General features: G+C 70.3%; 12 protein-coding genes. 9 read left to right on the forward strand and 3 right to left on the reverse strand.

Annotation, left to right across the window (positions count from 1 at the left end):
* Positions 1 to 17: 17 nt before the first annotated feature.
* The gene (locus JW592_RS28705) at positions 18 to 467 is read right to left on the reverse strand and encodes a metallopeptidase family protein (RefSeq protein ID WP_209268158.1); all 450 of its coding nucleotides are present in this window, start codon (positions 465 to 467) and stop codon (positions 18 to 20) included.
* A 289-nt stretch (positions 468 to 756) separates the two neighbouring features.
* Between JW592_RS28705 and JW592_RS28710 the strand changes: the two genes are divergently transcribed.
* From JW592_RS28710 to JW592_RS28735, 6 genes are all read left to right on the forward strand, one after another.
* Positions 757 to 1,203 (forward strand): DUF3499 domain-containing protein, encoded by a 447-nt coding sequence (locus tag JW592_RS28710; protein WP_209268159.1) that lies wholly within the window; start codon positions 757 to 759, stop codon positions 1,201 to 1,203.
* An 84-nt stretch (positions 1,204 to 1,287) separates the two neighbouring features.
* Positions 1,288 to 2,673 carry a phosphomannomutase/phosphoglucomutase gene (locus JW592_RS28715; protein ID WP_209268160.1) on the forward strand — a complete coding sequence of 462 codons (1,386 nt, stop codon included), beginning with the start codon at positions 1,288 to 1,290 and terminating at the stop codon, positions 2,671 to 2,673.
* A gap of 117 nt (positions 2,674 to 2,790) precedes the next feature.
* A complete protein-coding gene (locus tag JW592_RS28720; protein ID WP_209268180.1) occupies positions 2,791 to 2,964 on the forward strand; it encodes a Trm112 family protein in 174 nt (57 codons plus the stop codon).
* 152 nt (positions 2,965 to 3,116) lie between these two features.
* Positions 3,117 to 4,469 carry an SIS domain-containing protein gene (locus JW592_RS28725; RefSeq protein ID WP_209268161.1) on the forward strand — a complete coding sequence of 451 codons (1,353 nt, stop codon included), beginning with the start codon at positions 3,117 to 3,119 and terminating at the stop codon, positions 4,467 to 4,469.
* 51 nt (positions 4,470 to 4,520) lie between these two features.
* Positions 4,521 to 5,771, forward strand: coding sequence for a mannose-6-phosphate isomerase, class I (gene manA / locus JW592_RS28730; RefSeq protein ID WP_209268162.1), 1,251 nt, complete (start codon positions 4,521 to 4,523; stop codon positions 5,769 to 5,771).
* Between the two features lie 38 nt (positions 5,772 to 5,809).
* Positions 5,810 to 6,769, forward strand: coding sequence for a cation diffusion facilitator family transporter (locus JW592_RS28735; RefSeq protein ID WP_209268163.1), 960 nt, complete (start codon positions 5,810 to 5,812; stop codon positions 6,767 to 6,769).
* A gap of 172 nt (positions 6,770 to 6,941) precedes the next feature.
* Here JW592_RS28735 and JW592_RS28740 read toward each other — a convergent pair whose 3' ends face one another.
* Positions 6,942 to 9,074 (reverse strand): fructose-specific PTS transporter subunit EIIC, encoded by a 2,133-nt coding sequence (locus JW592_RS28740; RefSeq protein ID WP_209268164.1) that lies wholly within the window; start codon positions 9,072 to 9,074, stop codon positions 6,942 to 6,944.
* A gap of 397 nt (positions 9,075 to 9,471) precedes the next feature.
* Here JW592_RS28740 and ahcY point away from each other — a divergent pair, with 397 nt between their 5' ends.
* Positions 9,472 to 10,932 carry an adenosylhomocysteinase gene (gene ahcY / locus JW592_RS28745; protein ID WP_209268165.1) on the forward strand — a complete coding sequence of 487 codons (1,461 nt, stop codon included), beginning with the start codon at positions 9,472 to 9,474 and terminating at the stop codon, positions 10,930 to 10,932.
* 219 nt (positions 10,933 to 11,151) lie between these two features.
* Positions 11,152 to 11,766: a hypothetical protein gene (locus JW592_RS28750; protein WP_209268166.1), complete on the forward strand. Its 615-nt coding sequence runs from the start codon at positions 11,152 to 11,154 to the stop codon at positions 11,764 to 11,766.
* Between the two features lie 36 nt (positions 11,767 to 11,802).
* On the opposite strand, the gene JW592_RS28755 is transcribed toward JW592_RS28750, so the two are convergent.
* Entirely contained in the window at positions 11,803 to 12,744 is a 942-nt protein-coding gene (locus JW592_RS28755; protein ID WP_209268181.1) for an RDD family protein, read from the reverse strand.
* Between the two features lie 124 nt (positions 12,745 to 12,868).
* On the opposite strand from JW592_RS28755, the gene JW592_RS28760 reads away from it, so the two are divergent.
* Positions 12,869 to 13,876 carry a stage II sporulation protein M gene (locus JW592_RS28760; RefSeq protein ID WP_209268167.1) on the forward strand — a complete coding sequence of 336 codons (1,008 nt, stop codon included), beginning with the start codon at positions 12,869 to 12,871 and terminating at the stop codon, positions 13,874 to 13,876.
* Positions 13,877 to 14,077 lie beyond the last annotated feature (201 nt).

The raw sequence follows: 14,077 nt of genomic DNA on the forward strand, positions 1-14,077 counted from the left end.
CTCGGTCCTTCCTGCCCTCAGTCCTGCCCGTACCGCGGGTCGACCGACTCGGGCGCCAGTCCCAGCAGTTCGGCCACCTGCTCGACCACGACCTCGTGCACCAGGAGCGCCCGCTCGTCCCTGGTCCTGCTGCGGATCTCCACCGGGCGCCGGAAGACGATCACCCGGTCCGGGCGCTCGCCGCTGCCTTCGGTGACCCGCCCCAGCGGCACGGCGTCGTCGCCCTCGCGCACCTCGCCGTTGTCCGACCGGGGCACTTCCTGGACCGCGAATTCGACGCCGGCCAGTTGCGGCCAGTGCCTCTCCAGGCGGGTCACCGAGTCGCGCACCAAGTCGTCGAATGCCTCCGCCCTGCTGATGGCGAGCGGAACTTGGGGAGGTGCGATGGGGCCGCGCATGCCGCGGCCGTGGCGGTCTCGGCGGCGCGGCCGGGGGTCGGCCCGGCGCGGCGGTACGGGGCTGTCCATCACCTCCGAGCCTAGCCCGCCGCAGGCCGCACGCGGGGCACGACGGGCGGGTGCGGAGCAGCTCCCGCATATCAACGCATGAAGGCCCTTCGCCCTTTCTGCCGCTTTGATCGCTCTTTTCGGCGGAACGGAGCATGGAAAATGACCGAAATCAGGTGAATGGCGCGCGGTTCGCGTTGCGACAGTGTTCGCCGACCGCCGGTCAGGGGGCGCCCATACGGTGACCGTGCACGCCTTTCAGCAGATCAGGCGTTTCCGGCGAAGGCGGACGACACGGCAGGGTGACGTCATGGAGAGTCGTCGCAGCCCGCTCAAGAGTGCGGTACGGTCCATCGTCGTGAGCCCTGTACGTCGCTGTTCGCGCACCGCTTGCGGTCGTCCCGCCGTCGCGACGCTGACGTACGTCTACGCGGACTCCACAGCCGTCCTGGGCCCCCTCGCCACCTACGCCGAGCCGCACTGCTACGACCTGTGCGCCGAGCACTCCGAACGGCTCACGGCACCCCGCGGCTGGGAGGTGGTCAGGCTCGCCGTCGACACGGCGGCAGCGCGGCCCAGCAGCGACGACCTGGAAGCCCTCGCCAACGCCGTACGCGAGGCGGCCCGCACGCCGCGCGCCGAGCAGCAGGAGCCGCCCCCCAAGGACCGGCTCAGCGGCCCCGACGGGCGGGACGCCGATCCGATGGAGGTCGCCCGGCGCGGCCATCTGAGGGTCCTGCGCTCCCCGGAGCCGTAGCGCACCGCGCTGCCGCACGGCGGCCCTCACCCGCCCGGGTAGATTTGGGACCGTTGCCGACCGACGACCCAGGAGAGGCTGGCCGTGGCAGATCTGTCTCAGATCGTGAAGGCGTACGACGTGCGCGGTGTGGTGCCGGACCAGTGGGACGAGACGACAGCCGAGTTGTTCGGCGCCGCCTTCGTCCGCACCACCCGGGCCTCGGCCATCGTCGTCGGACACGACATGCGGCCCTCTTCGCCCGGTCTCGTCCGGGCGTTCGGACGGGGCGCGGCCGGCCAGGGCGCCGACGTCACCGAGATCGGCCTGTGCTCGACCGACGAGCTCTACTTCGCCAGCGGCAAACTCGGCCTGCCCGGCGCGATGTTCACCGCCAGCCACAACCCCGCCCAGTACAACGGCATCAAGATGTGCCGTGCCGGTGCGACACCGGTGGGAGAGGAGACCGGACTGGCCGACATCCGCTCACTGGTCGAGCGGTGGCTGGGCCAGGGCGGCGCACCGGCGGCGGACAAGACCCAAGGCACCGTCACCCAGCGGGACATGCTGGAGGACTACGCCGCACATCTGCACTCCCTGGTCGACCTCTCGGACATCCGCAGGCTCAAGGTCGTGGTCGACGCGGGCAACGGGATGGGCGGACTGACCGTCCCGTTCGTGCTGGCGGGGCTCCCCGTCGAACTGCACGAGATGTACTTCGAACTGGACGGCACGTTCCCCAACCACGAGGCCAACCCGCTCGATCCGAAGAACCTGGTCGACCTCCAGCAGCGGGTGCGCGAGGCCGGTGCGGACATCGGTCTGGCCTTCGACGGCGACGCCGACCGCTGCTTCGTCGTGGACGAGAACGGCGACCCGGTCCCGCCTTCCGCGATCACTGCCCTGGTCGCCTCCCGCGAGCTGGCCAAGGAGCCGGGCTCCACGGTGATCCACAACCTGATCACCTCCTGGTCGGTTCCCGAGGTCATCAGGGAGAGCGGCGGCCTGCCCGTGCGCACCAGGGTCGGCCACTCCTTCATCAAGCAGGAGATGGCCAGGACCGGCGCGATCTTCGGCGGCGAACACTCGGCGCACTACTACTTCCGCGACTTCTGGAACGCCGACACCGGCATGCTGGCCGCGCTGCACGTGCTGGCCGCGCTCGGCGGGCAGGACGGTCCGCTCTCGCAGCTCGTCGCCCGCTACGACCGGTACGCCTCCTCCGGGGAGATCAACAGCACCGTCGAGGACCAGTTCAACCGCACAGCAGCCGTCAAGGCGGCCTTCGCAGGGCGCGAGGGCATCACGCTGGACGAGTTGGACGGCCTCACCGTCACCGGCGTCAACTGGTGGTTCAACCTGCGCCCCTCCAACACCGAACCGCTGCTGAGGCTGAACGTGGAGGCACGGGACACCGCCACCGTCGAGCGCATCCGCGACGAGGTGCTGGCCATCGTCCGGGCGGAGGGCGAGACGACCTCGGCGCTGTGAGCGCACCCCGCACGCGCGCATACGGCCGGCCGTCCACGGCGGTACCCTGACCGCACAAGTCAGCACACAGCTGTACAGCCGGCACACAGTTGCCGCGTGTCGCACCAGGAGGAACACATGCCGCTCGAAGCCGGACTCCTTGAGATCCTCGCCTGTCCGGCGTGCCACGCGCCGCTGCGCGAGGAGGGCGACGAGCTGCTGTGCACCGGGGGCGCCGAGTGCGGCCTGGTCTACCCGGTGCGGGACGGCATCCCGGTGCTCCTGGTGGACGAGGCACGCCGACCCGACTGAGTCGGCACAGCTCCGCTGCCGGCGCTCCGGCCGGGTGGCCGCCGGGACGCCGCCGGGGCATGCGCCCCGGGTGCGGCAGCCGTACGCGCACGCAGCCGCCGCGCAGCAGCCCTGCGCGCAGCACCGGAAGCCGAATCGGAGGCCCACGGAAGATGCTCGACGAGACACTCCTCGACGCCCCCGAGGCTCTGGCCCGGGCCGATGTCCGGGGCCTGCTGCGTGGCGCCGCACACGCCGGAGCACGCGTCCGCACGGCGTTGCGCCAGGCCACCGAGGCCGGTCTGGACAAGCTCCAGCCCGAAGGCCGCCCCCGCGCCCTCCTGATCGCAGGTCCGGGCCCCGCCACCGCGTGCGTCGCCGACCTGCTCGGTGCCCTGACCAACGGCGCCGTACCCGTCACCAGGCTGAGCCCCTCCGGCGCCCACGCGGCCACCGGCGCGCTGCGCTGGCCGCTGCCCGGCTGGGCCGGTCCGCTCGACCTCCTGCTGCTGATCACCCCGGACGGCACCGAACCCGGCCTCACCGCACTGGTGGAGCAGGCGTACCGCCGCGGATGCACCGTCGTCGCCGTCACCCCGCAGGGCGCACCGCTGGCCGAAGCGCTCGGCGAGACCCGCGGCCTCGCGGTGCCCCTGGCACCGGGCCCGTACGACGTCTTCGCCTCGCCGGAGGCGCCCGGGCACCCGTTCGACGCGGAGACGACCGACCGGACGCCCGGCGGGAACGGGCAAGACGGGCACGACGGGCACGACGGCCACAACGGGCACGACGGCCACAACGGTCATGACGGCCGCAATGGTCATGACGGCCGCAACGACGGCCCCGGGCCGGACGGCGCGGACAGCGACCAGCAGGCCCCCGCGACACCGGCCGTACAGCCCCTCGGTGCCCCCGGCCCGTTCTGGGCGCTGCTCACTCCGCTGCTCCTGCTGTCCGACCGGCTCGGCCTCACCCAGACCGGCCCCTCGGCGCTCTCCGCGCTCGCCGACCGGCTGGACGAGACCGCCGAACGCTGCGGCCCCGCCATCCCCACCTACAGCAACCCCGGCAAGACCCTCGCCGTCGAACTGGCGGGTGCGGTGCCACTGCTGTGGAGTGAGGGCGGCATCGCGGGCGCCGCGGCCCGCCACTGGTCGACTGTTCTTGCCGCACTGAGCGGGCGCCCCGCCCTCGCGGCCGAGCTGCCCGAGGCCATGACCGCGCACGGCGCACTGCTGACCGGGCCCTTCGCGCCGGGCTCCGACCCGGACGACTTCTTCCGTGACCGGGTGGAGGACCCGGAGACGATCCGCGCCCGCGTCGTCCTGCTGCGCGAGGGACCGCCCGGCGGCGAGTCCGCCACCGTGGCCGCCCGCGACCTGGCCTACGCGCACGAGGCAGCACTCAGTGAGCTGGAGCCGGCCGAGGGCAGCAGCGCGCTGGAAGGGGCAGCCGAGCTGATCGCCACCGCCGATTTCTCCGCCGTTTACCTCGCGCTCGCCGACAGCGACTCCCCTTGGGCCTGACCCTGGCGCCCCGCGCACGACCCCTCTGAGCACGACAGGACAGCACACCTCATGGACCGTCTGGAGAACACCGTCAGGCCGTACGCCTGGGGGTCCACCACCGCCCTTCCCGAACTGCTCGGCGACAAGCCCACCGGGCGGCCCCAGGCCGAGCTGTGGATGGGCGCCCACCCCGGAGCGCCGTCCCGTATCGACAGGGGCACAGGACCACTCCCGCTGTCCGAGGTGATCGCCGCCGACCCGGAGCGCGAACTGGGCGTCCCGGCAGTGCGCACCTACGGACCCCGCCTGCCGTTCCTGCTGAAGCTGCTCGCGGCCGCGTCCCCGCTCTCCCTCCAGGTCCACCCCGACAGCACGCAGGCGGCACAGGGCTACGCCGACGAGGAGGCGCGCGGCATCCCGCTGGACGCCCCCCACCGCAACTACAAGGACGACAGCCACAAACCCGAACTCATCTGCGCGCTCACCCGCTTCGAGGGGCTGTGCGGCTTCCGCCACCCGCAGGAGGCGGCGGCCCTGCTGGAGGGACTCGGCGTGAACGGCCTCAAGCCGTACGCCGACATCCTGCGCGCCCGCCCCGAGACCGAGGCGCTGCGCGAGGTCCTCACGGCGCTCCTGACGGCCGAGAAGGACGCCATGGCCGCCACGGTCGCGGAGGCCGCCGAAGCAGCTGCCCAGCACCCCGAGTACGCCGTCTACACAGGCATCGCGCAGCACTACCCGGGCGACCCGGGGGTGCTGGCCGCGATGCTCCTCAACCACGTCGTGCTGCGCCCGGGCGAGGCGCTGTACCTCGCCGCAGGTGTTCCGCACGCCTACCTCGGCGGCCTCGGCGTGGAGATCATGGCCAGCTCGGACAACGTCCTGCGGTGCGGCCTGACGCCCAAGCATGTCGACGTGCCCGAACTGCTGCGCATCGTCCGCTTCGAGCCGACCGAACCCGGCGTTCTGCGCCCGGAGGCGGACGAGGCGAGCGGCGAGGAGGTCTACGAGACGCCCGTGGGCGAGTTCCGGCTCTCCCGCTTCGTCCTGGTGCCCGGCGCCGCACCGCACAGCCTGCGCGCACCCGCCGCGCAGATCCTGCTGTGCACCGCAGGAGCCGTCGTACTGCACGAGGGAGCCGTCGCACTGTACGAGGGAGCCGTCGCACCGCACGGGGCAGACGACCGCAGCGAGGCCGGTGCCCAGGGGGACGCACAGGACATCACCCTGGCCCCAGGACAGTCCGTATACGTTCCGGCAGGGCAGCAAGTGCAGATCTCGGGTGACGGTACGCTCTTCCGCGCCACCGTGGCCGTCTGACCGGACGACCGCACAGCAGCAGGAAGGACTCGGGACTTGTGAGTGCATCAGGCGGAACAAAGGCGATCGTCGCCGCGCTGGGCGCCAACCTGGCCATCGCCGTCGCCAAGTTCGTCGCGGCGGGCTTCAGCGGATCGGCCTCGATGCTGGCGGAGGGCGTCCACTCAGTCGCCGACTCCGGAAACCAGGCGCTCCTGCTGCTGGGCGGGAAGAAGGCGAAGAAGGAAGCCAGCGAGGAACACCCCTTCGGCTACGGCCGCGAGCGCTACATCTACGGCTTCCTGGTCTCCATCGTCCTGTTCACCGTCGGTGGTGTCTTCGCGCTCTACGAGGGCTACGAGAAGATCGCTCACCCACACGAAGTCGAGCACTGGTACTGGCCGGTGGGCGTACTCGTCTTCGCGATAGTCGCCGAGACGTTCTCCTTCCGCACCGCCATCCAGGAGTCCAACGAGGTCCGCGGCAAGCTCAGCTGGAGCCAGTTCGTCCGTCGCGCCAAGGCACCGGAGCTGCCCGTCGTCCTGCTGGAGGACCTCGGCGCGCTGGTCGGCCTCGTGCTCGCCCTCGGCGGAGTGGGGCTCGCGCTGCTGACCGGCAACGGCGTCTGGGACGGCGTGGGCACCATGTGCATCGGTGCGCTGCTCGTCGTCATCGCGCTGGTGCTGGCCGTGGAGACCAAGTCGCTGCTGCTGGGCGAGTCCGCCGACCCGGCCGAGCGGGACAAGATCAGCGCCGCGCTCGTCGACGGCGAGACGGTCACTCGCGTCATCCACATGCGCACGCTCCACCTCGGCCCGGAAGAGCTCCTGGTGGCTGCCAAGATCGCAGTGCAGCACGACGACACGGCCGTCCAGATCGCCCGCGCCATCGACGCCGCCGAACAGCGCGTCCGCGAGGCCGTGCCGATCGCCCGGGTCATCTACCTGGAGCCGGACGTCTACCGTGCGCAGGGCAGCGAGGGCGAATCGGCCCCGGAAACGGCGAGCCGGACCCAGTAACGCGCCGCGCTCGCGGTGAGACCGCGACGACACATGCGGTGAGACCGCGACACCAGCAGCGCCGGAACGAGGGCCTGCCCCAGCAACTCGGGGCAGGCCCTCGTCGTACTGCGCTCAGTGCCGCGGTACCGCCGTACCGTCATACCGCCGTACGTTCAGGGATGCGGCGGCATCACTCGATCTCGGCGAGCGCTGCCAGCACGCTCTCCTTGTCAGGGGCTTCCAGCAGCCGCGTACGGAAGGCCGAATCCATCAGCTTGCGGGACAGCAGCGCCAGGATGCGCAGATGTTCGTCACCGGCCGCCGCCTCGGGTACCGCGATCATGAACACCAGCCGCGCCTTCGTCCCGTCCAGCGCGCCCCACTCGATGCCCTCGGCCGACCGCGCGAACCCGACGACCGGCGCGGTGACCGCGTCCGTCTTGGCGTGCGGAATGGCGATCTCCTCGCCGAGCCCTGTGGTGCCCTGCTCCTCCCTGGCGAGCGCGGCCCGGACGAGCGCCGCACTGTCCGCCACTTCGCCGCTGCGCTCCAGCAGCGCCGCCATCTCCCTGATACCGGCTTCCTTTTCGGTGGCGGCCAGTTGCTCGCTGACCGTCTCGGCGGTGAGATACCCGGAGAGTACTTCGGCCGTTCCGGCGGCTTCCGCGTCCTGTGCGGCGCTGTGCGCGGTCCCGCCCTGCGGCGGCACAGTCGCACCCGTCGTACCGCTGGAAGGCGGTGTGGGGGACTGCGACACCGTCGCGGCTGTGCCGTTCGACGTCCGGTCGGAGCGGCGTGCCGCGAAGGTCACCAGACCGACGGTGGTGAACCCCGTCACTGTCGCGCCGATCAACAGGGCCACGAAGAACATCGCCACGCCGTCGACCGCGCCCAGTACGGCCACGATCGGCCCGCCGTGCGGCACGCTGTCCCCGACCGAGGCCAGCCCCGCTATGCCGCCCGCGACCGCGCCGCCGAGCATGTTCGCCGGGATCACCGTGGCCGGCCGTGCGGCGGCGAACGGGATGGCGCCCTCGGTGATGCCGAAGAAGCCCATGAACAGTGCCGCCAGACCGGTCTCCCGCTCCTGGTCGGAGTAGAACTTGCGGCGCAACAGCGTCGCCAGCCCCTGCCCGAGCGGCGGCACCGGAATGGCCGCCGCGCACATCCCCATCACCTCGGGGCTCTTGGAGACCAGGCCGGCCCCGAACAGGAACGCCGTCTTGTTGACCGGGCCGCCCATGTCGAACGCGATCATCAGCCCGAGCACCACCCCGAGCAGCGCGGCACTGGTGCCCGTCATGCCGCCGAGGAAGTCGGTCAGGTTCTCGAACACCCAGGAGATGGGCCTGCCGATGACGTAGATGAAGAACAGGCCGAGCGCAGATGTCGCCACGATCGGGATGACGATGATCGGCATGATGGGCCGCACGAACCGGGAGACCGGCACCAGCTTGATCCAGCGGACCAGATACCCGGCCAGGAACCCCGTCACGATCGCACCGATGAAACCGGCACCCGATTCGGAGTCGTACAGCTCGCCCGTGTTGGCGATCCAGCCGCCGATCATCCCCGGCACCAGGGCGGGCCGGTCGCCGATCGCATAGGCGATGTACCCCGACAGGATCGGCACCATCAGCGTGAACCCGATCGTGCCGATGTCGTTCACATGCTTCCAGAAGCTGCCGTCCGGGATCACCAGACCGCCGTCGGCCTGCGGATGCCCGCCGAGAGCGAGTGAGACGGCTATCAGCAGCCCGCCGACGACCACGAACGGGATCATGTACGAGACACCGTTCATCAGCGCCTTGTAGCCGGCGCTGCGCTCCCGGCCCCTGGCCCCGGCACGGCCCGAGGGCGCCCCGGCGGTCCCGGCGCCGCCTGCGCCGCCGCCCGGCCCACCGCTGCCCGAGCCGCCTTCCCCGCCGCCGCGTCGTCCGGCTGTGGCGGCGGCTCCGCCCTGGTGGACGGGCGCTCGGCGGACGCGGTCGATGAGACCGTCCGGATCGCTGATCCCTTCCGCCACCCCGACGACCAGCACCCGCTTGCCCTCGAACCGGCTGAGGTCCACGCCCTTGTCAGCAGCGACGATCACGCCGTCAGCCCCGTTGACATCGTTGTCGGAGAGGACATTCTCAGCCCCGATGGAGCCCTGGGTCTCCACCTTCATGGCGATACCACGGGTCTGTGCGGCCTGGGTCAGTTTTTCCGCGGCCATGTATGTATGAGCGATACCGGTGGGACACGCTGTCACAGCGAGCAGTTTCAGCCCCGGGCCGGCGGGTGGCGCCGCTCCGTCGCGGGGGTCGGCAGGACTGGTCACGTGGGTACTCCTTGCTCGGCCAGTGGTGTGGAGGGACGCGATCTCGCGCCATCGCAGTCGCAGTCGCAGAGGCCGCAGGGTGCACCGAACCAGCCCGATGGCCAAAAACGCAAGCGGCCGAAAACCGACCCCGAGGCGCACTTGCTGTCAGCGGCGCCCGTCTTGTCCCCTGGACGGGCGGTGTAGATTCGTAGAGCCAGACGTCGCTGCTGATGGCGGTCGGGAGGCCCGCACGGCGGGCCACCGAGGGAGAGAGGGCCTCCGACGGACTGAGCTGCGAGCAGGGGACGAGTGTGCCCGGCCACGATGTGCGCCTCCGCGCGACCGGCACCACACAGTCCCGCGCCGCAGCACGGACCAGCCAGCCTTATATCTCGACACCGAGGAGCAGCTCGCAATGACGACGACCTCCACGACCGGCCAGGACTACAAGGTCGCGGACCTCTCGCTGGCGGCCTTCGGCCGCAAGGAGATCACGCTGGCCGAGCATGAGATGCCCGGCCTGATGGCGATCCGCAAGGAGTACGCCGCGGACCAGCCCCTGGCAGGCGCACGCATCACGGGCTCCCTGCACATGACCGTGCAGACGGCCGTGCTCATCGAAACGCTGGTCGCCCTGGGAGCCGAGGTCCGCTGGGCCTCCTGCAACATCTTCTCCACCCAGGACCACGCCGCCGCGGCTGTCGCCGTCGGTCCCAACGGCACCCCCGACAACCCGCAGGGCATCCCGGTCTTCGCCTGGAAGGGCGAGACCCTGGAGGAGTACTGGTGGTGCACGGAGCAGGCCCTCACCTGGCCGAACGCCACCACCGGCGGCCCGAACATGATCCTCGACGACGGCGGTGACGCCACCCTCCTCGTCCACAAGGGCGTCGAGTACGAGAAGGCCGGCGCCGCGCCCGCGGTGGAGACCGCGGAGAACGACGAGCACCGCGTCATCCTCCAGCTCCTCAACCGCACCCTGGGTGAGAACCCGCAGAAATGGACGCAGCTCTCCTCCGAGATCCGCGGCGTCACCGAGGAGACCACCACCGGCGTCCACCGCCTCTACGAGATGCAGCAGGCAGGCACGCTGCTCTTCCCGGCGATCAACGTCAACGACGCCGTCACCAAGTCGAAGTTCGACAACAAGTACGGTTGCCGCCACTCCCTGATCGACGGCATCAACCGCGCAACCGACGTCCTCATCGGCGGCAAGACCGCCGTCGTCTGCGGCTACGGCGACGTCGGCAAGGGCTGTGCCGAGTCCCTGCGCGGTCAGGGCGCTCGTGTCCTGATCACCGAGATCGACCCGATCTGCGCCCTCCAGGCCGCGATGGACGGCTACCAGGTGGTGACCCTGGACGACGTCGTCGACACCGCCGACATCTTCATCACCACCACGGGCAACAAGGACATCATCATGGCCTCGGACATGGCCAAGATGAAGCACCAGGCCATCGTCGGCAACATCGGCCACTTCGACAACGAGATCGACATGGCCGGCCTCGCCGCCATCGACGGCATCGTCAAGGACGAGGTCAAGCCGCAGGTCCACACCTGGACCTTCCCGGGCGGCAAGACCATCATCGTCCTGTCCGAGGGCCGCCTGCTGAACCTGGGCAACGCCACCGGACACCCCTCGTTCGTGATGTCCAACAGCTTCGCGAACCAGACGATCGCCCAGATCGAGCTGTTCACCAAGCCCGAGTCGTACCCGACCGACGTCTACGTCCTGCCCAAGCACCTCGACGAGAAGGTCGCCCGCCTCCACCTCGAGGCACTCGGCGCCAAGCTGACCACGCTCCGCCCGGAGCAGGCGGCCTACATCGGCGTCCCGGTCGAGGGCCCGTACAAGCCGGACCACTACCGCTACTGATCCATCCGCTCCACCTGCTCCATCCGTTCGACCCGTTCCATCCGCTCAACCCGTTCCAACTGCGAGCCGGACACCTGTCCGTCTCCGCACCTCCGTCACCCACCTCCCGGGTCGGGCCGCGCGGCACAGCCGCCGGTCCGGCCCGGGAGGGCAGAACGGTCCCAGGCCCCCGCCCCGGCGGGGGCCTGTCCGTCACCGCACCGAACCCGGACACCGCCCATGCCCCGCGGCCGCTATTCGCTCCACGATCCGCACGACCACACCTTCCTCGGCGAAGAACACTTCCACTGCGCCACCGGCCCCTCCGGCTGGCGCTACGTCTCTCAACTCACCACCCCCTCGGGTGAGCACGCGGGCTCGGTCGACCTCACCCTCGACGAACTCGGCCGCCCCATCCGGCTCGAACTCCACGCCGCGAACTGGCAGGTCCGCGGTGCGGCCCTGAACGGCGTCACCTGGGTGCGCTCGGATCCCACAGGCGAGCAAGCCCAGGAGGGCAACGTCGCCGCGCACTCCTTCACCGGGGCATCCCCCGCATTTCTCGTCGCGACCTCACGGCTGCTGCGCCCGGCTCTCGGCGACCGGGCCACCCGCGTCCGTCTCGTCGCGTTCTCACCCCCCGTTCTCGCTCCCCGCACTCTCGATCAGTCCTGGGCGCTGGTGAACAGCGAAACACACACCACTGACAGCGGCCCCCTCGTCGTGGAGAACTACCAGGTCAACGACCTTGAGACGGGGGAGCAGCACACGGTGCACATCGCCGGCGACGTCGTCCTGGCAGCGCCGGGCATCGAGCTGGAAGACCTCGAATCACCGCCGTCGACCTTCGCCTGAGCCAAGGCCGAGCGGTTGCCGAGCGGTTGCCGAGCTCTAGGAGGGCGGCACAAAGCCGCTGGTGGAAGGCCGCGGTCCGTCCCCGTCGCCGTCGTAGTCCCCGTCGTCGTCCCCTCCTGCCACAGGAGGAGTGGAAGAAGGAGAAGGCGGAGGAGAAAGGAGAGGAGAAGGGGGAGAAGGGGGAGAAGGCGAAGAAGGGACAGGAGAGGGAGAGGACATCCCCTCCGAGCCGGCGAACACCCGCCGCGCTTCCCGCTCCCGGCGCTCTGCCACAACCCCGGCCAGGTATCCGACGGCGGACATCCCCTGCGGCGACGAGCCCCCGGTCCAATCTCTGACATCGTCAGCCAGCCGCTCGGCCAATGAGCGCCGGACAGCGGGGTCCAACTGCTCGACGCGCAGCAAGAACTGCCGTACCGCAAACCACAGCGAGTCCGGAACCCGCGACAGATCGACTTCGGCGAACTGCGCGGACAGCCACTGCGGCGGAGGCGGCGGCACGGCCGGCCCCTCAACCGAGGGGACCCGCTCCCGCACCACCAGCGTCCCGGCGAACACATCCCCCAACCGTCGACCCCGCTCGGACACCAGCGACGCCACACACGCCACCAGCCCGAACAGCAGCTGGATCTCCACCACGCCAAGTGCCCCGCGCACCAGCGCGTGCCGGAACCGGATCGGTCCGCCGTCGTCCCGTACGACCCGCAGACCTGCCGCGATCTTCCCCACCGAGCGCCCGCCGGTCAGCGTCTCCACAGCGATCGGCACTCCGACGAGGACCAGCAGAAAAAGCCCCACCTGCACCGCGGCGAGCGCCGCCACGTCCAGGGACGACACAGCAGTGAGCAGCGCAAGCGTCAGGGCGATGTAGATGACCCAGACCAGCACCAGATCCAGGCAGACGGCCAGCGCCCGGCTCGGCAGCCGCGCAGGACGCAGCCCGAGTACGACGGCGTCACCTGTCACCAGCTGCTTCATCGCGTACCCCCAGTCCTGACCCACCGTCCGTATCACCCGTACCGCCCGTACCGCCCGTACCGCCCGCAGCAGTCTCCGGTCCCGCCCCCAGTCTTCCAGTACGACGATCTGCCAAGCTCTCTCCATGGACCTGGATGTCTTCGTCTCGGCCCACCGCGCCGAGTGGGACCGCCTGGACGAACTGCTGCGCCGCAAACGGAACCTCACGGGAGCGGAAGCCGACGAACTCGTCACGCTCTACCAGCGCGCTGCCACCCACCTCTCCCAGGTCCAGTCGAGCGCCCCCGACCCAGCCGTCACCGACCGCCTCACCCAGCTGGTCGCCCGCGCCCGCAGCACGGTCACAGGGGCGCACAACGCCTCCTGGCGCAGCCTCGCACGCTTCTTCACAGCGGGCTTCCCCGCAGCTCTCTACCGCTCGCGCAACTGGTGGCTGCCGACAGCGCTCATCTCCACGGTCCTGGCCGCGCTCGTCGCCTATTGGGTGGCCACGCACCCGGAGGTCCGCGCCACGATCGGAGCCCCGGAGGAGCTCCGGGAGATGACCCGCCCGGGCGGCCAGTACGAGGCGTACTACTCGAGCCACCCCGCCACCTCATTCGCCGCCCAGGTCTGGACGAACAATGCTCAGGCCGCCGCCATCTGCCTCGTCTTCGGGGCCTTTCTAGGTGTGCCGGTGCTCTGGGTTCTCTTCCAGAACGTTCTCAACCTCGGAGTCGGCCTCGGTCTCATGCAGTCGGCCGGTCGTCTCGACACCTTCCTCGGCCTGCTCCTTCCGCACGGCCTCCTGGAGCTCACGGCCGTCTTCGTGGCAGCGGGGACAGGGCTGCGACTGGGCTGGACGGTCATCGACCCAGGGCCTCGAAGCCGACGAACCGCGTTGGCCCAGGAAGGCCGCTCCGCACTGGGAATGGCCCTCGGCCTGGCACCCGTCCTGCTCGTCTCCGGCGTCATCGAAGCCTTTGTGACGCCCTCCGGCCTGCCCACCTGGGGCCGGATCATCATCGGGGTCCTGGCGGAACTGGCGTTCCTCGGCTACGTCTACGGGGTCGGACGACGAGCGGCCCGGCTGGGCGAAACCGGTGACATCGCCGTGTCGGATCGCTCCTCCGAAGCGCCGACTGCCGCATGATGTGCGCGGACAGCAGGGAACCTGCTACTGTCCTCTCCGCCCCGGAAACCCGTTGACGCGGTGCACCGTGGGCAGTAGATTCGAACAGTTGCCTAGAGTTGCACAAGCTCGGCAGCAGCAGTTAGTTTCTTCTTCGCTTCGAACCGAGAAATCCGGTGACGGAATTCTTGCGCGAGGAGCACCCGAACTCGAGGCAGATTC

It is taken from the genome of Streptomyces spirodelae (assembly GCF_017676385.1).
GTDB classification, from domain to species: domain Bacteria; phylum Actinomycetota; class Actinomycetes; order Streptomycetales; family Streptomycetaceae; genus Streptomyces; species Streptomyces spirodelae.

What these genes read in the sequence shown, in the direction of transcription:
- JW592_RS28710 (WP_209268159.1), top strand. Translation starts at nt 757, where the DNA reads ATGGAGAGTCGTCGCAGCCCGCTCAAGAGTGCGGTACGGTCCATCGTC.
- JW592_RS28705 (WP_209268158.1), bottom strand. Translation starts at nt 467, where the DNA reads ATGGACAGCCCCGTACCGCCGCGCCGGGCCGACCCCCGGCCGCGCCGC.
- ahcY (WP_209268165.1), top strand. Translation starts at nt 9,472, where the DNA reads ATGACGACGACCTCCACGACCGGCCAGGACTACAAGGTCGCGGACCTC.
- JW592_RS28725 (WP_209268161.1), top strand. Translation starts at nt 3,117, where the DNA reads ATGCTCGACGAGACACTCCTCGACGCCCCCGAGGCTCTGGCCCGGGCC.
- manA (WP_209268162.1), top strand. Translation starts at nt 4,521, where the DNA reads ATGGACCGTCTGGAGAACACCGTCAGGCCGTACGCCTGGGGGTCCACC.
- JW592_RS28755 (WP_209268181.1), bottom strand. Translation starts at nt 12,744, where the DNA reads ATGAAGCAGCTGGTGACAGGTGACGCCGTCGTACTCGGGCTGCGTCCT.
- JW592_RS28750 (WP_209268166.1), top strand. Translation starts at nt 11,152, where the DNA reads ATGCCCCGCGGCCGCTATTCGCTCCACGATCCGCACGACCACACCTTC.
- JW592_RS28720 (WP_209268180.1), top strand. Translation starts at nt 2,791, where the DNA reads ATGCCGCTCGAAGCCGGACTCCTTGAGATCCTCGCCTGTCCGGCGTGC.
- JW592_RS28760 (WP_209268167.1), top strand. Translation starts at nt 12,869, where the DNA reads ATGGACCTGGATGTCTTCGTCTCGGCCCACCGCGCCGAGTGGGACCGC.